11 protein-coding genes are annotated in these 19,102 nt (G+C 63.1%); 5 read left to right on the forward strand and 6 right to left on the reverse strand.

What is annotated here, in order from left to right; all coding sequences use genetic code 11:
- Window positions 1–93 precede the first annotated feature (93 nt).
- The 6 genes from FDW84_RS16675 to FDW84_RS16700 form a co-directional block, all read right to left on the reverse strand.
- Window positions 94–1,776 (reverse strand): ABC-F family ATP-binding cassette domain-containing protein, encoded by a 1,683-nt coding sequence (locus FDW84_RS16675; protein WP_138610625.1) that lies wholly within the window; start codon window positions 1,774–1,776, stop codon window positions 94–96.
- Between the two features lie 88 nt (window positions 1,777–1,864).
- Window positions 1,865–3,853 (reverse strand): penicillin-binding transpeptidase domain-containing protein, encoded by a 1,989-nt coding sequence (locus FDW84_RS16680; RefSeq protein ID WP_138610626.1) that lies wholly within the window; start codon window positions 3,851–3,853, stop codon window positions 1,865–1,867.
- A gap of 64 nt (window positions 3,854–3,917) precedes the next feature.
- A complete protein-coding gene (locus tag FDW84_RS16685; protein WP_138610627.1) occupies window positions 3,918–5,369 on the reverse strand; it encodes a phytoene desaturase family protein in 1,452 nt (483 codons plus the stop codon).
- Window positions 5,362–6,828 (reverse strand): glycosyltransferase family 87 protein, encoded by a 1,467-nt coding sequence (locus FDW84_RS16690; RefSeq protein ID WP_138610628.1) that lies wholly within the window; start codon window positions 6,826–6,828, stop codon window positions 5,362–5,364. The genes FDW84_RS16685 and FDW84_RS16690 overlap by 8 nt, the downstream gene beginning before the upstream one ends.
- Before the next feature lie 54 nt (window positions 6,829–6,882).
- The gene (locus tag FDW84_RS16695) at window positions 6,883–7,467 is read right to left on the reverse strand and encodes a histidine phosphatase family protein (protein WP_138610629.1); all 585 of its coding nucleotides are present in this window, start codon (window positions 7,465–7,467) and stop codon (window positions 6,883–6,885) included.
- On the reverse strand, window positions 7,464–8,972 hold the full coding sequence (locus FDW84_RS16700; protein ID WP_138610630.1) for a CCA tRNA nucleotidyltransferase: 1,509 nt from the start codon (window positions 8,970–8,972) through the stop codon (window positions 7,464–7,466). Before FDW84_RS16700 ends, FDW84_RS16695 begins: the two co-directional genes overlap by 4 nt.
- Window positions 8,973–9,179: 207 nt before the next feature.
- Between FDW84_RS16700 and FDW84_RS16705 the strand changes: the two genes are divergently transcribed.
- From FDW84_RS16705 to trxA, 5 genes are all read left to right on the forward strand, one after another.
- Window positions 9,180–9,680, forward strand: a complete 501-nt coding sequence (locus FDW84_RS16705; RefSeq protein WP_050057127.1) for an NUDIX hydrolase — start codon at window positions 9,180–9,182, stop codon at window positions 9,678–9,680.
- Window positions 9,681–9,739: 59 nt separating this feature from the next.
- A complete protein-coding gene (gene murJ, locus FDW84_RS16710; protein ID WP_138610631.1) occupies window positions 9,740–11,965 on the forward strand; it encodes a murein biosynthesis integral membrane protein MurJ in 2,226 nt (741 codons plus the stop codon).
- A 166-nt stretch (window positions 11,966–12,131) separates the two neighbouring features.
- Window positions 12,132–13,733 (forward strand): protein kinase family protein, encoded by a 1,602-nt coding sequence (locus tag FDW84_RS16715; protein WP_138610632.1) that lies wholly within the window; start codon window positions 12,132–12,134, stop codon window positions 13,731–13,733.
- A gap of 290 nt (window positions 13,734–14,023) precedes the next feature.
- Entirely contained in the window at window positions 14,024–14,980 is a 957-nt protein-coding gene (trxB, locus tag FDW84_RS16720; RefSeq protein ID WP_138610633.1) for a thioredoxin-disulfide reductase, read from the forward strand.
- A gap of 37 nt (window positions 14,981–15,017) precedes the next feature.
- Complete coding sequence (trxA, locus tag FDW84_RS16725) at window positions 15,018–15,344, forward strand: thioredoxin (protein ID WP_138610634.1); 327 nt, start codon at window positions 15,018–15,020, stop codon at window positions 15,342–15,344.
- Window positions 15,345–19,102 lie beyond the last annotated feature (3,758 nt).

Raw genomic sequence — 19,102 nt, forward strand, 5'->3', positions numbered from 1 at the left:
CGCTCTCTCACTTAATGTGCCTGTTACGCGAACGCTCCTGCACTGATGAGAGAGGGTTGGCCGAAAACGCGCATCAAATGAGAGAGCGTTGGGTCAGCGGGCGCGCTCCACGCGCTTTTCATCCCACACCGGCTCGCTGGACTCGTACACCTTGCCGTCTGCTCCGAACACCAGGAAGCGGTCGAACGTCCGGGCAAACCAGCGGTCGTGCGTCACGGCGAGGACAGTTCCCTCGAAGTGGTCAATGGCCCGCTCCAGCGCCTCCGCGGAGTGCAGGTCCAGGTTGTCCGTGGGCTCATCGAGCAGCAGCAGCGTGGCCCCGCTGAGCTGCAGGAGCAGGATCTGGAACCGTGCCTGCTGGCCGCCGGAAAGTGACTCATACTTCTGTTCCGACTGGCCTGCCAGCCCGTAGCCATCCAGCGCTCCGGCTGCTGCCTCGCGGCCCAGGCCGGACCGGTGTTCATCGCCGCGGTGCAGGATTTCCAGCAACGTCTTGCCCAGCAGGTCAGGCCTAACGTGCGTCTGGGCAAAGAATCCGGGCCGGATCCTGGCGCCCAGTTTCACCGTCCCCTCGTGCGGGACTTCGGCAATCTCGACGTCGGACACGGGGAGGTGCTCCCGCTCAGGATCGGTTCCACCGGTGGCCAACAGCCGTAGGAAGTGCGATTTCCCGGACCCGTTAGACCCCAGCACGCCCACCCTGTCGCCGAACCACACTTCGGTGGAAAAGGGCTTCATGAGCCCGATAAGTTCCAAATTCTCCGCAACGATGGCCCGCTTGGCGGTGCGCCCGCCGCGGAGCCGCATCTGCACGTTCTGCTCGATCGGCAGCGCCTCGGGCGGACCAATTTCCAGGAACTTGGCAAGGCGCGTCTGGGCAGCGTGGTAGCGGTTGGCCATGTCCGAACGGAAGGCGGCCTTGTTCTTGTACATATTGACGAGTTCCTTGAGCTTCACGTGCTCCTCGTCCCACCGCTTGCGCAGCTCCTCAAAACGCGCGTTGCGGTCCGCCCGCGCCTCGACGTAGGAACCGAATCCGCCGCCGTGGACCCAGGCCGCTGCGCCGTTTATTCCCGGTTCGAGCGTCACGATGCGTCCAGCCGCATTGTTGAGCAGCTCCCGGTCGTGGCTGATAAAAAAGACCGTCTTCCTGGATTCGTTCAGCTTGTCCTCAAGCCAGCGCTTGCCCGGGACGTCCAGGTAGTTATCCGGTTCATCCAGCAGCAGCAGGTCGTCGGGCCCGGCAAACAGCGCCTCGAGCACCAGCCGTTTCTGCTCACCTCCGGAAAGGCTCGACGCCGGGCGGTGCTGCGCGCGGTCAAAAGAAAGTCCCAGCGCGGCCATGCACACCTCGTCCCAGACGGTCTCGACGTCGTACCCGCCTGCATCCCCCCAGTCCACTATCGCCTGAGCGTAGCGCATCTGGCTGGGTTCGTCGTCGTGCTCCACCATCGCCAGCTCGGCCTCGTCCACTTCGCGGGCCGCGGCGGCCAGCGCTGGCGGCGCAGCGGACACCAGCAGGTCACGGACCGTTGAACCGTCGCGGACCTGGCCCACGAACTGGCGCATAATGCCCATGTTCCCGGAGCGCCCGATGACCCCTTCGTCGGGAAACAAGTCTCCCGCGATGATCCGGAACAACGTGGTTTTGCCTGTGCCGTTGGGTCCAATCAAGGCGGTTTTGCTGCCGTCCGGGACCTTGAAGGTCACTCCATTGAGCAGTTGGGTGCCGTCGGAGAGGAAGTAGTCGATGCCGGAAACGTCAATATGGGCCACACGTTCCATCTTCCCACGGCCACCCTTGGAGTCATTGTCCAGATATGCCGGGTTGCCGCCCACGAGTCTGCATAGCTGGGCAAGAACTCTAGCCAGCGCCGGTGAGGAACTCCTTCAGCAGCGGACCGGAAGTAGTGGCCCCCAGGCCGCCATCCTCTACGAAGACGGCAACGGCCAGGTCCCCCTGGACGGCCACGATCCAAGCGTGGGTCTTCGGGGGGTTTTCCTTGCCGAATTCCGCCGTTCCTGTCTTGGCTCCCACAGGCGCACCGGGCACGCTGGACAGGAAACCGGCGTGGCCCGAGGTGACCACGGCCCGCATCATGTCGGCCAGGGAAGCAGCCTCGGCCGCAGTGATCGGCTCGTCCGAAGCAGTGGCCGGCGCTTCTGCCGTAGCGGTGGCGGACGGCTGGGCGGCGGGCGCCGTGGAACCGCTCGTGGTACCGGCAGCTGCAGCGCCGCCGTCGGGATTTATGACCAGCTGGGGCGAAACAGGACCGCCCTTTGCCACTGATCCGGCCATCATCGCTGCAGCCAGCGGCGAGAGCAGCACCTTGCCCTGGCCAATCATGGAAGCGGCATGCTCCGTTCCGGTTGCCTCGCCGGGAACGGAGCCAAGGAACGCTTCGGCGCCCAGTGAGGGCGCTTCGACGGCGATTCCCATGGCCAGTGCCGCAGCCTCAAGCTGTCCCTGAGATACCGCGTCACGGGCCGCGATGAATGCCGTATTGCAGGAATGGGCGAAGGCATCGCGCAGGCTCACCGAGCCGAGGGAGGTGCCTGGGTACCCTTCGGCATTCTTGAAGGTCCGCCCATCCACCGTCAGGGTGGGCGTGCATTCAACCTTCGAGTCAGGGGTCAGCCCGTTGCGGAACATGGCCAGTGAGTCCACCATTTTGAAGATGGACCCCGGCGCGTACTGGCCCAGCATGGCTGTGTTGTAGCCATTGCTGCCCGGACCGGATGCGACGGCGAGGACGGCTCCGCTCGACGGACGCAAAGCAACGATTGCAGACGCCGGGCCAACGTCCTCCAGGGTGGATTCCGCCAGTGACTGGAGCCGGGGATCGATGGTTGTTTTCAGCGGGGTTCCCGGCGTGGGAGCCACTTCGAACAGCACCCGCCTGGGGTCCGTGGCCGCAGACTGAGTCTGTTCCCGGGTGAGGTCGGCGCGCTGCGCGCGAATGACGACGGCGTCAGTCCCCCTGAGCTGTTTGTCATACTGCTGCTGCAGGCCGCCGATGCCGGTGACGTCGCCGGCGGTCAGGGCGCCTTCGGATGCTTCAATCTGCTCTGCAGTGGCCTCCCCCACGGTGCCCAGCACGGCGCGGGCGAACGTCCGGCTGGGCGCCAGCGGAATGGAGCCGGGAATGGCGACGGCGCCCGGAATGGCTGCTATCTGTTCATTGGTGACGGTCCGCCCCTCTTCCCGCAGGGTGATCGCGGAAACGAAAGCTTCGGCTCCCGAGGCCTGCACCCGCTGGACGTAACCGGCCGGGTCAACGCCGACTAGAGCGGCGAGTTTGGTGGCGGAATCGGCTGGATCGGCCCCGCGCAGCTGAGGCTTGTCAATACCGACGTTCACCACGGGCCGGTAAGTGACAAGGGGGACATCGCCCGCCCCGAGGATATCCCCCCGCGGCGGGGACTGGGAGCCTTTAGTGAGGATCTCGCTGTCCGCCAGGCCGGGGGCCAGAGTGGCGGGATCCCACACGGCCAGCCACTTGTCTCCGGACTTCCTGAAGTTCGCCGGGACCGTGTACTTCCACTCCGCGTCGCCGAATTTCCAGGTGTAGTTCAGGGGTGCGGAAGCGTTGTCCCCGTCAAGGGCTACCTCACCTGCCTGGACCTCCGGCTTCTGTGGTTCCAGTGCAGCGAAGACGTTCCGCAGCTGGTCAGTGGCGGCTGCAGCGTCTTTGCCGTCGAAGGCCACCGGTTTCAGGTCCAGCGCGGCCACACCCGCAGCGTACTGCTGCGCCGCGGTTTCGGCACCGCTCCTGCCGTCGTCGCAGGCCACCACCGACGACCCCAGAACAAGCACAGCTACGGCAACCGAAATTTTTGTGTTTTTCCCCATGGGGGCCATTATCCCCGGCTTTTGCCCAGCTTTTGCCATTCCCGTAACCATGGGGTGCGCCAGTTTACCGGGGGGCGGTGATACCCAGTGCGGGAACGGGCAATTGGAATATGTCTTTCAAAGCATATCTCGCCGCGTGGAAGCCCGGCATGCCCGTAACCCCAGGCCCAGGCGGGGTGGAGGAGGAACAGAGGTAGACGCCCGGCAGGGGAGTCCGCCAGGGAACCGGCGACACCACCGGCCGCTGCAACAGGCCGCGCAGATCCATGGTTCCAACGCTGAAGTCTCCGCCGATGTAGTTGCGGTTGTACTCCGCCAACCCGGCAGCGGTGACGGCGTGGGACTGCACCACGAGGTCCCGGAAACCCGGTGCGAAGCGTTCCACCTGCGCGGTAACCGCTTCCGTCATGTCCTGGGTTGAATTGGCAGGGACGTGGCAGTAGGTCCACAACGTGTGCCGCCCCGCGGGTGCGCGGCCGGGATCAAAGCGGGACGGCTGTGCCACCAGGACGTAGGGGCGCTCCGGGTGCCGGCCTGCACTCACCTCGTTTTCCGAGTGGGCCAGTTCCTTCCGCGTGCCGCCCAGGTGCACCGTTCCGGCGTCAGCCAGCCCCGGGGCCTGCCATGGAACGGGTCCTGACAGGATGAAGTCCACCTTGCAGGAGCCGTTGCCATACCTGAAAGCCTCCAGTGCAGAGCGGTAGCGGGCGGGCAGGGCGTCCCCGGCCATGCGGACCAGGCCACGGGGCGAAACGTTTAGCAGGGTGGCGCGCGCGGCGGGAAGATCCTTGAGCCGCTCAATGGGTGCAGCGGTGTGGATCTGGCCCCCATGGGCACGGATGTCGTCAGCGAGTGCTGCGGAGATGGCAGCAGAGCCACCGATGGGGATGGGCCAGCCCTGCGCGTGCCCGAGTGCGCCAAGCATGAGCCCAGCCCCGGACGCGGCAAGCGAAGGCTGATGGGATATGGCATGCGAGGCGACGCCTGCCAGAAGTGCGGGGGCCAAGTCCTCACGGAACCTTGCGTTCCACGCGGACGAACCCTGCTCCACTGTCCGCAGCCCGAAGATTCCGGCTACCAGCGGATTGCGGGGAATCCGTAACAGCTGGTTCTGCGTGAAGTCCATGACGTCGTCGATGTTTCTGACCAGGGGTGCCATCAGGCGCCGGTATGCAGCACCGTCCCTGCCCAGTTCCGCGGCGGTCCGGTCCAATGACCGGTATGCGACGGCGGCCCGTCCGCCGTCCAGGGGCGACGCATATGAGATGTCAGGGCTGACCAGTTCCACCCTGCTCGCCAGTTCGAACGCCCGGAAGAAGGGCGAGGCCAGTGCCATGGGATGCACGGCGGAGCAAATGTCGTGAAAGTGCCCTGGCTGCATCAGTTCCGAGGTCCGCGTTCCGCCGCCCAGGGACGAGGAAGCTTCGAACACTTCCACCGACAGCCCGGCCCGGGCGATTATCGCCGCTGCTGCCAGCCCGTTGGGTCCTGCTCCGACAACTACTGCATCAGGCATGGGGTGGGGCCTTCCGGAAGAGTAGGGAGTTCTTCGGATGGAGGAGGTCCAGCCGAAAGCGGTCAGGGGCACCGGCAAAGGGCCCGCCGTGGGGGTCGTCCAGGTGATGCCGCCGGATGGGGTCATAGTTGGGGTCGTAGATGTCCCACGTCACGCGCGCCATCAGGTATGCCACTGCGATCATGTGCGCCGCCACTGCCAGCACGTAGTAGGGCATGTCCAGGTTGTGCTGGGAGGAGCCTGCGCTGGTCACCTGTCCAAGGTACATCCAGACAGCGGCCCAGTGCAGGCCTTCGATTCCCTGCCAGACCAGGAAGTCCCGCCACCGGGGCCTCGCCAGCGCCAACAGTGGAATCAGCCAAACCACGAACTGGGGGGAGTAGACCTTGTTCGTCAGGATGAAGGCCGCCACAATCAGGAAAGCCAGTTGGGCCAGGCGCGGGCGGGTGGGCGCCGTAAGTGCAACCAGCGCGATGAGGACGCAGGCAAGAACAAAAAAGCCGGACGACAGCACGTCCACGGTCGCAGCGCTCAGCTCCTGTCCCCTGGTCCTTTGCAGCAGCAGATTGACGGCGAACCACGGGGAGCTGTAGCCGGCGTCCCGGTCGGCAGAGTACTGGAAGTAGTAGGCCCAGCCTGCAGGATTCGCGACGGCGAACGGCAGGTTCACGGCGACCCAGGTCACCGCTGCCGAACCTGCTGACTTCAACAGGGGCTGGAAGCGCCCGGTGCGCAGGGAAAGCAGGAGGATGGCGACCAGGATCAGCGGTGGATACACCTGTGCGGCGGTTGCGATACCCATGAAGACGCCGGCCAGTACCAGCCGTTCGCGGGAGAAAAGATACATGCCCACGGCAACCAGGGCTACCGCCCAAAGGTCCCAGTTGATGGTCCCGGCAAGCACGATGCCCGGAGCCAGTGCCACCATGGCTGCATCCCACGGCCGCCGGCCTGTCGTCCTCGCGGTGGCCAGCACAGCCACCACAGTGGCTGCCGCCAGAAGCACGGCGTTGATATCGAAATATGCCAGTACCCGCGCATCCGTAAGCCCCGCACCGGGGACGAGCCAGGCCGTTACTCCGGCGATCAGGACGATCAGGACCGGATACTCAAACTGGATGGGGCCGCCCAGAACGGGAAACTGACCCTCCGCCAGCCCCCGGTTACGGAAAAGCTCGGGAAAGTCGGAATAGCAGGTGGCGTAGAACTGGGTGGGGGACTCCCAGCCGTTGGCACGGCAGTACCCCTTCACGAGGATGCCGGCCAGTGCAGCCACGATGGTGAGGATAACCAGTACCCGCTCCACCGTGAAGGCCCCGGGCGACACCACCCCGGGAGCTGCCTTCGACCCAAGAGGTCCGCCCACCAGCTCCGTGAAGTTCCTGAGCAACACGTCGCTCCTGGAGGGAACCACCAGCCTCGACCGTCCTCGGCGCTCCGGCGGTTGGGTCTCCTGCATGGGTTTGAGCTTACCGCTGGCCTGGCAGGACCGGCAGATTTCAGGAGTTACCCCCTAAAGCCCCCACCGGACAATAGCGGGAGTCCTTTTGTCCCAGCCAAGGGTGCAGACTTTGGCGGTTCCCAGGATAAAGTGCCGGCCCTCAACGGGCGGCAGTTCCAGCCAGCGGGCGGTGAGAATCCGCGAGAAGTGGCCATGCGCCACGATCAACACGTTATCCATTCCCGATTCCAGCACCCGTCCGATGATCTTGTCCGCCCGGGCAGCAACTTCATCGAGTGTTTCGCCGTTGGGCACGCCGTGGGTCCAGATCAGGTAATCGGGATTGTCCTTGCGGATCAGGTCGGAGCTGATGCCCTCATAGTCCCCGTAGTTCCATTCAACGGCCAGGGGTTCATGCTGGGCGTCCGGGAAACCGGCAAGCTCCGCGGTGCGCCGTGCACGCCTTAGCGGGGAGGTCAGGACCAGGTCGAATTCCACCGGGTCCAGGACCTTCCTGGCCTCCACTGCCTGCTGTTCCCCCTCGACCGTGAGCGGGAGGTCGGTGAGCCCGGTGTACTGGCCGCTCTTGGACCATTCCGTCTCGCCGTGGCGGAGGATCCAGAGCTGGGGGCGGGGGGCAAGGGCAGGTACGGTCACTTGGACTCCTCAGAAGGGGAAGGCTCGACGCCGGCCGGAGACTTTCCGGCCACGGGAACGGCAGGCGTTGATTCAGGCTGTTCCGCCCACCAGCGGAGCAGCCGCGCCTCCGCTTCCTCCATGGGAAGGGGCCCGTTTTCCATGCGCTCGTTAAGCAGGAACTTGTAAGCGCGTCCCACCACAGGTCCGGGCTTGAGGTTTAGGAGTGCCATGATCTGGGCCCCGTCGAGGTCCGGCCGCACCGCGTCCAGGGACTCCTGCTCACGCAGCGCGGCGATGCGGGCTTCCAGGTCGTCGTAGGCGAAGGACAGCCGTTCGGCTTTCCGCTGGTTGCGGGTGGTGACGTCCGAACGGGTCAGCCGGTGCAGCCGTTCCAGCAGCGGTCCGGCATCAGTGACGTAGCGGCGCACCGCCGAATCGCTCCAGCCGGCATCCCCGTAGCCATAGAAGCGCATGTGCAGCTCCACCAGGCGGGCCACCGCTTTGGTGGTGTCATTGTCGAAACGCAAAGTCTTCATGCGTTTGGAGGTGAGCTTGGCCCCCACCATGTCGTGATGGCGGAAGCTCACCGCTCCGCCCGGTTCAAAACGGCGCGTAGCCGGCTTGCCGACGTCGTGCATCAATGCTGCGAAGCGCAGCACAAAGTCCGGCCCGGGCACGGTACCTTCGGCGTCCGTCTCCAGCTCCGCTGCCTGCTCCAAAACCTGCAGGGAGTGCTGATACACGTCCTTGTGCCGGTGGTGCTCGTCCGACTCAAGCCGCAATGCGGAAACCTCGGGCAGCACATGCTCGGCCAGCCCGGTGTCCACCAGCAGGTCCACCCCCACGCGCGGGCGTGCTCCGCAGATGAGCTTAACCAGCTCGTCCCGCACCCGTTCCGCGGAAATAATGCTGATCCGGTCAGCCATCCGGGTCATGGCGTGCCGGACGTCGTCGCGGACGGAGACTCCCAGCTGGGCAGCGAACCGCGCCGCGCGCATCATCCGCAGCGGGTCATCGGAGAAGGAAAGCTCGGGCGCACCGGGTGTGGCCAGGACCGAGGCGTGGAGGTCGCGGACGCCGCCAAAGGGATCCACCAGCTCCAGGGACGGCAGCTTCAGCGCCATGGCGTTGATGGTGAAGTCCCGCCTTAGCAGGTCATCGGTCAGCGAGGAGCCGAACGCCACCACAGGCTTGCGCGAGTCGGGGTCGTAGGCCTCGGCCCGGTAAGTGGTGATCTCGATCTGGAAGCCCGCTTTGCGCATGCCGATGGTGCCGAAGGCCCGGCCGATCTCCCAGTAGTTGTCCGCCCACTTTTTAATAAGACCCACGGTCTGGTCCGGCGTTGCGTCCGTGGTGAAATCCAGGTCAGGGGAAGTCCTGCCCAAAAACAGGTCCCGCACCGGGCCACCCACCAGCGACAGCTCATGGCCGGCGTCCACGAAGCGCTGGCCGAGCTCCAGGACCACCGGGTCCACCTGGAAATCGACGGTCTGGGAGTCAGTCTTGTGATGTGCGTGCGCCATAGTTACTTAAGCTTGTCAGAAACCAGCGCCGTGGCAGGCCAAAATAGGGTCAAGATCAGGCTGAATCCCTCCGCCCGCCGCAAACTGCGTCACATGCCGTCCATGTTGGTGTCATGTTCCGGTCATCACGAACGGGCAACAGTCGTTAGAGTGGACTGCATGGCCCATCCAGTACCGAGCGCTCCAGGCAGGAGGACAAACGCACCATTGCCGTCGGCGATCGGTGCGCACGTTGCCCCTGCCCAGCATTCGGCACCGGCCTCGCTGCCCACGGTTGAGGAAGTATCCGCGGGCGGCGTTGTGGTGGACACGTCCGACGCCGAGTTAAGGGTTGCCATCATCGCCCGCCTTAACCGCGGCGGACGTTTGGAGTGGTGCCTTCCCAAGGGCCATCCGGAGGGCAAGGAAAACAACGAGCAGGCCGCTGTCCGGGAGATTGCCGAGGAAACCGGTATTGAGGGCGACATCCTGGCGCCGCTGGGAAGCATCGACTATTGGTTCACCGTTAGCGGCCACCGGGTCCACAAGACCGTCCACCACTACCTCCTGCGGGCCACCGGCGGTGAATTGACCATCGAAAATGATCCGGACCAGGAGGCCGTGGACGTGGCATGGGTTCCCATCCAGGAGCTGGCCCGGAAGCTGTCCTTCCCCAATGAACGCCGGATCGCCGATCTCGCCCGCGAAGTCCTGCCCGAGCACCTTTAGCGCGGCCAATGCCCCCGGCATTGCGGTGTTAGCCGCCTGCGGGTGAGACGATGAACTCGATGTCAGCTTCCAATTTTCCTTCCGATCAAGCCGGCCGGCCCGGCGGCACCCCAGACGGCGTGCCCGGCGATGGTGTTCCCCTGGACGGTCCCGCAATGGAGGGCGCAGCCCAGCCCGGTGCGGCTGCCGCCAATGCAGCAGTGGACGGCGCAGAAGCCGGTGCCGTCCAAGCCAGCGAAACCCGGTCCAGTGCCATCATGGCGGCCGGAACCTTGGTGTCGCGGTTTCTGGGCTTCGGCAAGACCTGGATGCTTGGTACCGCCCTGGGCCTGGGCTCAACGGTCAATGACACGTTCATCAACGCCAACAACCTGCCAAACCTGATCTTCCTCCTGGTGGCAGGCGGGGTGTTCAATGCAGTTTTGGTGCCCCAGATCATCAAGGCCAGCAAGGCTCCGGACAAGGGGGCAGACTACATCAGCCGGCTGCTGACGCTGGCTGTCCTGCTGCTGCTGGGACTGACGGCGCTGGTAACGCTTGCGGCACCATGGGTCATTGAGCTGACCACGCAGGGATACTCGCCGCCCCAAAAGGCGCTGGCCGTGACCTTTGCCTTCTGGTGCCTGCCGCAAATCTTCTTCTACGGCCTGTATGCCCTCCTCACCCAGGTCCTGAACGCCAACGGCGCGTTCGGCCCCGCCATGTGGGCGCCCATCCTTAATAACCTGGTAGCCATTGCCGGGCTGGGGATGTTTATCTGGATCTTCGGCGCCAACGAATTCAATCCCCACACCCTGGACAACTGGGGCAGCACCCAGACTTTGCTGGTTGCCGGATTCTCCACCATTGGGGTGGTGTCGCAAACCGCCATCCTGATGATTCCCGTGCTGAAGCTGAAGCTGGGGCTCCGGCCGCGGTTCGGCTGGCGCGGGGTGGGACTGGGTCAGGCAGCCAAGCTGAGCGTGTGGACCCTGCTGACTGCCGCCGTCGGGCAACTCGCCTTCCTGTACGTCATGCGCATCGCCACCATCCCCGGCGCCGAACGCCTCCGGCTGCAGCAGGCGGGGGACCCCGCGGCGTACATGCTGCCGGGAAACGCCGTCCTCGAGGTGGCCAGCCAGCTCTATCTCCTGCCGCACTCCATCATCGCGCTGTCCCTTGCCACGGTGCTGTTCAACCGGATGACCCGCGCCTCCCAGGACGGCAACCGCGACGAGCTCCGGGAGGCTCTCTCGCACGGTCTGCGGACCATGGCCGTGGCCACGGTGTTTGGTGCGCTGGCCCTCTTTGCCCTTGCGGGTCCGCTGGGCATGTTTTTCTCGGGCGGCCTCCGGCAGGACGGCGTCATGCTGGCCCAGACGCTCACCATCCTGGCGCTGAGCACGCCGTTCATGAGCGCCAATTTCATGATGTCCCGGGTGTTCTATGCGAATGAGGATGCGCGCACCCCCTTCTACATCCAGCTCCAGCTGGCGGTTGTCTACGTGGCCGGTGCGTTCGCTATCCAGTTCCTCCCGGTCACCCAGATCATCTACGCCATCGCCGTCCTTTACATGGTGGGCAATATCCTCTCCGTTGTTATCAGCGCGTTCTTCCTGCGGCGCCTCCTGGGCCATCTGGACGGGGCACGGATCGCCAACTCCTATATCCGCATGGGCTGGGCGGCGCTGGGATCCGCCATCGCAGGTGCCGGGGCACTGTGGCTGATGGGCAGCTACAACCCCGACGGCTTCGCCTGGCGCGATCGGCTGAGTGCCCTCATCACGGTCATCGTGGTGGGCCCGGTCATGCTGGTGGCCTACTTCTTCCTGCTCAAACTGTTCCGCGTGGCCGAACTCCGCGACCTGCTCCGCCCCCTCCTTGGCCGGCTGGGCCGCGGCAATGGCGGCCCACCTGCCGTTGCTGCGGAAGGCGGGACCCCGCCGTCGGACGTTCCCCCTGGTGACCTGTCCGGTGAGCATCGGCGTCCGGCTCCGGAGCGCGCCACCACGTCAGTGGACACGGGGCTCATTCCGCGGATCTCGGGCGAATTCGACGCCGTATCCTTCCGCGCCGGGCCTGCTCCGGAGCAGGAAGGCCACCACCACGGGACGCGGTGGATCCAGCGGGCCGACGACGACGGACAGGATTCGTCCGACGACGTTTACCTTCCGGGGGAGGACCAGCCCAGCACTGCCAGGGGAGGTTTCCTGCGCGAGCAAATTCCGTTGCCTGGCCGCCGCACCTTCCAAGGAAAGGCCGGAGAGAACCCCTATTTCAAGCCGCGGCGTCCGCGAAAGAAGTGACTCTCCCGCGGCGTCCGGACGCCTTTGTTCCGGGGGGAAGGGGCGCAATCGGCTAGGATCGTGAAGGTACAGGGGTAGTTGCATTCAGGGTCAGCCGCCGAGGCGGGCTGCTGAACGGCGGTTGCATCGTCCAAGCCGGCAATCCCGGACAGTCTAGGAGGAACACGTGTCCAACCCGATCGATGTCGGATCAGTACTGGGCGGCCGCTACAAGGTCACAGCCACTGTATTGGCCTCGCACGACCACGATCTGGTGCTGGACGGCGTGGACCAGGTCCTGAACCGTCCCGTCAGCATCCTGGTGGCCGGGCCGGGAAATACTGAACAGGTGGCGCAGAGCGCCCGTGAAGTTGCCACAGGCGAACGCCCAGGCACTGTCCAGGTCCTTGACCTAGGCATGACCGAGGCAGCAACCTACCTCATCACCAACCACACATCGGCCGCGGACCTGCTGGACCTTGTGGTGGCTTCGAACCCTCCATATGTGGAGCCGTTCTTCACTGACACCCTGGGAAGCGAGATCTTCGGGCAGCCGAGGTCCCACGAGCCGGAACCCTACGACGAGGAAGACCACGTCGAGGCCGGATACATCAATTACGGGGACAGGCATCCCAACCAGGTTGATGCTTACCGTTCTGCACCCGTCGTGCCGCCCAAGCCGCCGGTCCGTCCGGCGGCTGCGCCTTCCTCCGGCCGCAAGCCGGCCGGGGCTTCCGCTGTTGGCGGGGCAGCGGCTGTTGGCGGAGCGTTTGGGGGAGCAGCTGCCGCTGGCAGCGGGTCCGGAAGCGGGACTGCCGCGGCTGACCGTTCCCCGCTGCGGGGTGAGGGGCAGGCAGGGCGCAACGGCGCTTCGGTTTCCGGAGCGCCGGAGGGCACCCCGCAGGCAAAGCCCAAGGTGTCCCTATGGTCGGACGACGACTACAACTACAGAGACGAGCAGCCTTCGAGCACAACGCCTGCGGACAATGAACCGCAGACGGCGAACAAGAAATCGTCACTGTTGGCACGGTCCGCTGCTCCGGCTGCTGCCGCCGCTACGGGTGCAACGGGTACTTCCGGGGCTTCGCCCGCCGACCAGGACCGCTACGACGGTGACGACGATGAACCAGGCCGCCGCGAACCACGGTCCATGCGGTGGCTGGTGGGCGGACTGCTTGCGGTGGTCCTCATCGTGGGGCTGGTCATCGCCGTGACGAACCTCGGCAGCCTCACTTCCCCCGGCCCGGAGGCTGCGCCCACCGCACCTGCCACCAACAGCAGTGCCCCGGAAAACACTGCGGCTGCAACCCAGGCTCCTACGTCTGCTGCTCCTCCCGCCGTGCCACCGGCTATTGAAAGCATTTCCAGGCAGGGGACCTTCGACTTCGCCGCCAACTTCGACCGTGACTTGGTCAGGGCATATGACGGCAACGCCGCCAGTTACTGGTCCGATATGGAGTTCGCGACGGAAAACTGGGGCGGCCTGGCACCCGAGGGCGTCCCACTGGTGGTCAAGCTTGAAAACCCCGCCAAGATCTCCTCCGTCACCCTTTCACAGCTGGGCGGTTCGGGCGGCAACATCACGGTATACACCAACGACAGGCCTGTTCTGGATGGTGCCAAGTCTGTTGGGAGCAACAGTTTCACATCCACAGAGCTGACCATGCCCTTGGCCGAGCCGGTGGAGGCGCAGTACGTAATTGTTGCCATCAATTCGCTACCACGGCTTGCCGCCCCCAAGACACGTTACGGTTACGGCATCCGGCTCGCTGAGGTCACGGTCAAGTAAGACCAGCCAACAAGGCACGGGCGCACAGCGTCGACCAATCAGTCCTTGCGTTGGTACCGGCTGCGTCGGGGGAGCGGGCGAGGACTCCAACAGCTGCACGGTGACTAACTGATGTCTAAGTGCGGCCGTCCGGACTGTAACCTTGTCAGGGCGCCTACACAGGCGCGGGCTGTATCTCCGGCGCTGTTCCCCCAATTCTTGCGCCGGAATAATCGGCGTCAAGTAACAGTTGTGCCATGTGGCCGGCCTCCACCGGGAGGCGCGTCAAAAAGGAAGAGGTTCACCGTTCAGTGACCACCGCAGAAAATACGGCGTCAGAAGTACGTGATGTCATCATTGTCGGCTCCGGCCCGGCTGGTTACACGGCAGCTGTCTACACTGCCCGCGCAAACCTCAGGCCGCTCTTGCTGGCTGGTTCCGTCACTGCCGGAGGTGAGCTGATGAACACCACGGAGGTCGAGAACTATCCGGGATTCCCCGAAGGAATCATGGGTCCGGATCTGATGGAGAACTTCGAAAAGCAGGCGGCGCGGTTCGGCACCGAGATTCAGTTCGAGGATGTGACGGCGCTGGACCTGGCCGGTCCTGTGAAAACCCTGACCATCGCCACCGGCGAGAGCTTCCAGGCGAAAGCCGTTATCCTCTCAACAGGTTCTGCTTACCGGGAGCTCGGGTTGCCGAACGAGAAACGCCTGTCTGGCCACGGCGTGAGCTGGTGTGCAACTTGTGACGGTTTCTTTTTCAAGGATCAGGACATTGCTGTCATCGGTGGCGGTGACTCTGCGATGGAAGAAGCGCTGTTCCTGACCAAGTTCGCAAAGTCGGTCACGGTGGTTCACCGACGCGACTCACTCAAGGCGTCCAAGATCATGGCCGAGCGTGCCTTGGCACACGAGAAGATCAGCTTCCTCTGGAACAGCACTGTTGAAGATGTTTTGGGGAACGACAAGGTCACCGGCCTGAGGTTGAGGGACGTTCTCGATGGCACGATTTCGGAACTGCCGGTTACGGGCGTCTTCGTCGCGATTGGCAATGACCCCAGGACCGATTTGGTCAAGGACGTCCTCGACCTGACGCCTGAGGGAACGATTGCTGTCGAGGGGCGCAGCTCCAGGACCAGCCTCCCCGGTGTATTCGCTGCCGGCGATGTGGTTGACCCCACCTACCGACAGGCTATTACTGCATCCGGCTCCGGATGCGTGGCCGCCATTGATGTAGAGCACTACCTCGCAGACCTTCCCGCGTAATTACCGATCCGCTATCTGAAAGAGAGAGAAAAAGGTTATGAGCAACGCCAAAAATGTAACGGATGCAAGTTTCGGCGCGGACGTTCTGTCCTCCGACAAGCCGGTAATTGTTGATTTCTGGGCAGAGTGGTGCGGGCCCTGCCGCAAGCTTGGCCCGATCCTGGATGAGATCTCCGTCGAGTACAGCGAGAAAGTTGACGTCGTGAAGGTTAACGTTGATGACAACCCCGCTATCGCTGCCGAATACGGCATCACCTCGATTCCCGCTGTTTACCTTTTCCAGGGTGGCGAAGTGAAGAACACTGTCATTGGTGCCAAGCCGAAGCAGTTCTTCGAAAAGGAATTCTCAGACGTTCTTTCCTAGTCTCTAGGCGCTACCGCAAAAAGAGAAATCCGCGTCACTACGAAAGGGCCACCGCGCACACTGCGGTGGCCCTTTCGTAGTCAGGCTGCAACCTGCAAAGGCGTGGCGCGGTGTCCGGGTTTTATCTCCTGGTTTACTTCCTGAGCGCGGAAGTAAACGCGGACGGACAGCTTGCTGTTTCACGTGAAACAGTTCGTAGTCCGTTTCCCGCGTTCGTAGTTATTTGTTCACCGCTCTACCGTTCTCCCTTGGTTGCTGTAATGCGGACAAGGGAGTGCGACGGTTCACGGCTACCACTGCTTAGGATTATTGTCGGGTACGCCTGGTGGCCTACAGCACCGACATGCTCCTGTAGGGTTTCCGACTTGGAACTGGCTATGGACAATTCCGATCCCGATGGGCTGAACGCAAATGGCCGGGAGGAAAATGATAGATGCTCGGTCATACTTGTGGTACGACTTAGATCCAAGGCCGGTCAAGCCTTCACCCCCCTCGGCGGCTAAGAAAACGCGCCGCTATGTCCATCTATCCGTGGCGTGCAGCACCTGAACTCGCCATTGGGCGACGTGCTGGTAATTCATCGGGCGTGCTGACGGGTGTCGCATCAGGGTCCGCTCCTCCCCTCGTGTTTCACGTGAAACGGAGGGGAGGGGTCCCACTCCCATAGGCTGTCAACAGGCACTGCACACCGGCCCGAGCGCTCCTGCAGAAGCGGCCGGTGCGATGACAGCCGCACATGCAAGCAATGACTGCTGATACCCGCGAGCACAGACTACCCCGCTCTTAGGACGACCTTTTGCCTTAGGTGTGTTCCAAGGAGGGAAAGGAAGCATTAGCGAACCCTGTTCACCTGAATCACCTAGCCGGGCACCCGTGGGGGCTATGCGCTCACCACTTGTGTCGCGAAAGCGGTCACTTGCGATGTCATCGCATCCACGCCTACACGGCAGCCATCCCTCAACTCACCCAACGCAACCATATGCTCCCAGTGACATCCGGTTCGGACTCACGGGTCAAGCCGGCCGCCGACGGCGGAAGTTGCGCTTATTCATGCCGCAAACTACATCCCGACGTGTACGCAGGTGTGTTGCTCCCCGTACCCGTCTGCCCACCTTATTTGGTCCCCAGGACGTACTATCCAGGAGCCAGGTCTGCTGGTGGACTCGTGCGGGCAGCGTCTCAGGAGGAACGCCTCAGAAAGCACGACAGATGAACCATCATTCGAAGGCATGCAGACGTATCGCGGCACAAGAGTTTGAATACTGTGAAAGCCTTTACAACTCGGGTGGTGTCAGCGACGTTCCCGACGAGGAGGTATCAGTCAGCCCGGCAAATGCTGCGGAACCAGGTGGCGGGGAAAAAGCACGACCGCAGTCCGGTTGCACCTCCCGCCCTTGTTTCACGTGAAACGATGGGCGCTTCGAACCCCAATCGAGACTGCCGACACACTGTTCCTAGGTGCCCGCTGTTGGCAAGGCGGCAGCGTTGCTTTTCGATGGCAGGATAAGTAGTCCCTTTAAGCGCTCTCGTGGCCTTGGCCGACATCTAGTCGGCCACGCTATGCGCGGCATAGGAGTGTATGCCCGGAGAACAACGGGCATCCAAGCCGCGTTGTTCCTAGAGGCCTCTGGTCGGCTGCCAGTATCCATGCCTACCGAGCACATCAAGTGCAAGCAAAGTAAAAGGTGCAGGTCATGCAGCCAGTCTCACCCCATACAGCGCCGAACTCACTTCTCAGTCTCGCTCGACGACAGTCCAGGATCTCGGCTGGCTACCTACCAAGCTGTTGGGCCTTGAGCTGTCGAGGCTCCACATGCCCTCCTCATCGACAGACTCAAGGGGCTTGGCCCCGCACAATACGTTTCTCACCTAGCCTGCACATAGAGGCGCCTTTCATCTCGATACCTTCTGTCTCCGCACATAGGATCGGGGCAATGTACTGATCGTTGCGGACAGAGGGTGGATGACCGCGCCGGAGGATCGGCATCGGTGGGTTTCTCCTTGCCTTCTTTCCACAAGGTTTTCCACAGCCGGCCCGCAGGTTTGTCCACATAGTTTTCCACAGAACCGCGGGGTTCAAGGTGGGACCTGGAGTCGTGGCACCACACTACTGACCCTTCGCAAGTAGTACATTGAGAGGTCGGTAGGAACAGTGCGACCCGCGAGTCTGGCACCGGCCCTCATCTGGTCTCTGGGAGCACCCTTTTTGGGATGAAAAAGGTCCGCGACTGGTCGACGGATTAGTCGCTGGCAGGCGTTTCACGTGAAACACGGGTCTGGTGCTCAGCCTGAGGAATGAGTACCGAGCTATGCGATTCGTTTCTGCCAACTGCGGGATACCGCTATATCCGGCACCGACCGGCTGGCGTTGCTTACTGTCCACAGTGTTATCCACAGTGTTATGCACCGACAATGTCGCTGCTGTTCGGAGAATCGATCAATGGTTTTGTCGATCCCACAACGACCGCTGGGCCGCGGCCCCGCTGCTTGTCGTCGTCGATGTGACAGCCAATAATGTAGTCATCGCGATCAGACCACCCTCGTCAAGGCATCAGTTGCAAGAGCGTATGGGGCCGTGGCCCTGGACCTGCTGTTAATGCTTGCGGTCCATGCAGGCCGCATGAACTTAGCTTGCGCGATCCCATAACGTACTTCCGCCGCTCACCCACTTTGGCATCTCGTTCCTGGTTGATCTCTCCTTGCGCGAGACGCCATCGCCCGCCAGTCAACTGCCCGCCAAATTGATGGCGTTATCCCCAGAACAGTACCTTGGCGGAGCGCACGTAGCAGTCGCACCCCCCCGGGCGCGGTCGCCCAAACTGACATGCCCGAGCCGCGGCAACAATCCTCTACTGCGCAGGCGGCCACAGGGCGCCAACAGTTCGCGCTGTCCTTTCCCGGCGAAGGCAATTTGTCTAGTTCTCGCCCAAAGGTTGATATGCCTACCCCACGCTAACCGACGATCTGGTTTGTCGGTGCACGCGCCCTCCTCGTCGGTTTCGGATGATCAGCTGATCGCAACGCGCATGCACCGGTAGGGCCTCGTCGTTTGTCCGTTGGACTCCTAGTTAACCTGCAGGTGTCACAGTTCACTCATTTGATGTCGCCCGGCGGAGCATTGCTTCAGTATGCGGTGTTCCGACCCCAATACGGTGTCTGTTTCTAGCAACTCACATCGCTAAAGGGGGACCGTTTCACGTGAAACAGTCAAGTCCCGGGCTGCCGGTAACTCTGCGGCGAGTTCGATGAGCACCGTGATCGAACTCTCTAGCAGAGGCGCTGGCGGCTTCTGTGGGCTGTTATTTTTATGACTGCGTGCGTGCGTAAGTGGAATGCTCTTGGTCGTAGGCGAGCAAACGCATAACTTACACCACGCACGCCCGCAGAAGGGCGAACTCGACTGGCGCTAGGGCCATATCAGCTTGGAACCGCGGACTCCGGTGGGATTCCCATCCCTCGTCGTGCCGGACGGACGTTGACGCCCTTTATGTATGTCACGTCAGAAACACGACCCCCCAAGGTCTCCCGCTCCAACGGCGTTTGCCCTGCAGCGGTTATTTTTCGGGCCAAGGAAAACGTGACTGAGCCTCTGGCACGATACGCAGGGCGGTGTCATTCTCTCGGCAAAGGACCGCGGCCCTCATTGCCAACATCCGTGCTGCAGTCCTCCGCGCCTAGCCGGGGTGCGGCAGTTACTAGACATACGTTCCACGTGAAACATCCCGTGCGGCTACCCAACACCATGAACTACTCTTTCA

Source organism: Pseudarthrobacter sp. NamE5 (assembly GCF_005796225.1).
GTDB lineage: Bacteria > Actinomycetota > Actinomycetes > Actinomycetales > Micrococcaceae > Arthrobacter.

Excerpts from the sequence above, each read along its gene's own strand:
- FDW84_RS16680 (WP_138610626.1), bottom strand. The coding sequence starts at position 3,853 with ATGGGGAAAAACACAAAAATTTCGGTTGCCGTAGCTGTGCTTGTTCTG.
- FDW84_RS16700 (WP_138610630.1), bottom strand. The coding sequence starts at position 8,972 with ATGGCGCACGCACATCACAAGACTGACTCCCAGACCGTCGATTTCCAG.
- trxA (WP_138610634.1), top strand. The coding sequence starts at position 15,018 with ATGAGCAACGCCAAAAATGTAACGGATGCAAGTTTCGGCGCGGACGTT.
- FDW84_RS16685 (WP_138610627.1), bottom strand. The coding sequence starts at position 5,369 with ATGCCTGATGCAGTAGTTGTCGGAGCAGGACCCAACGGGCTGGCAGCA.
- FDW84_RS16690 (WP_138610628.1), bottom strand. The coding sequence starts at position 6,828 with ATGCAGGAGACCCAACCGCCGGAGCGCCGAGGACGGTCGAGGCTGGTG.
- murJ (WP_138610631.1), top strand. The coding sequence starts at position 9,740 with ATGTCAGCTTCCAATTTTCCTTCCGATCAAGCCGGCCGGCCCGGCGGC.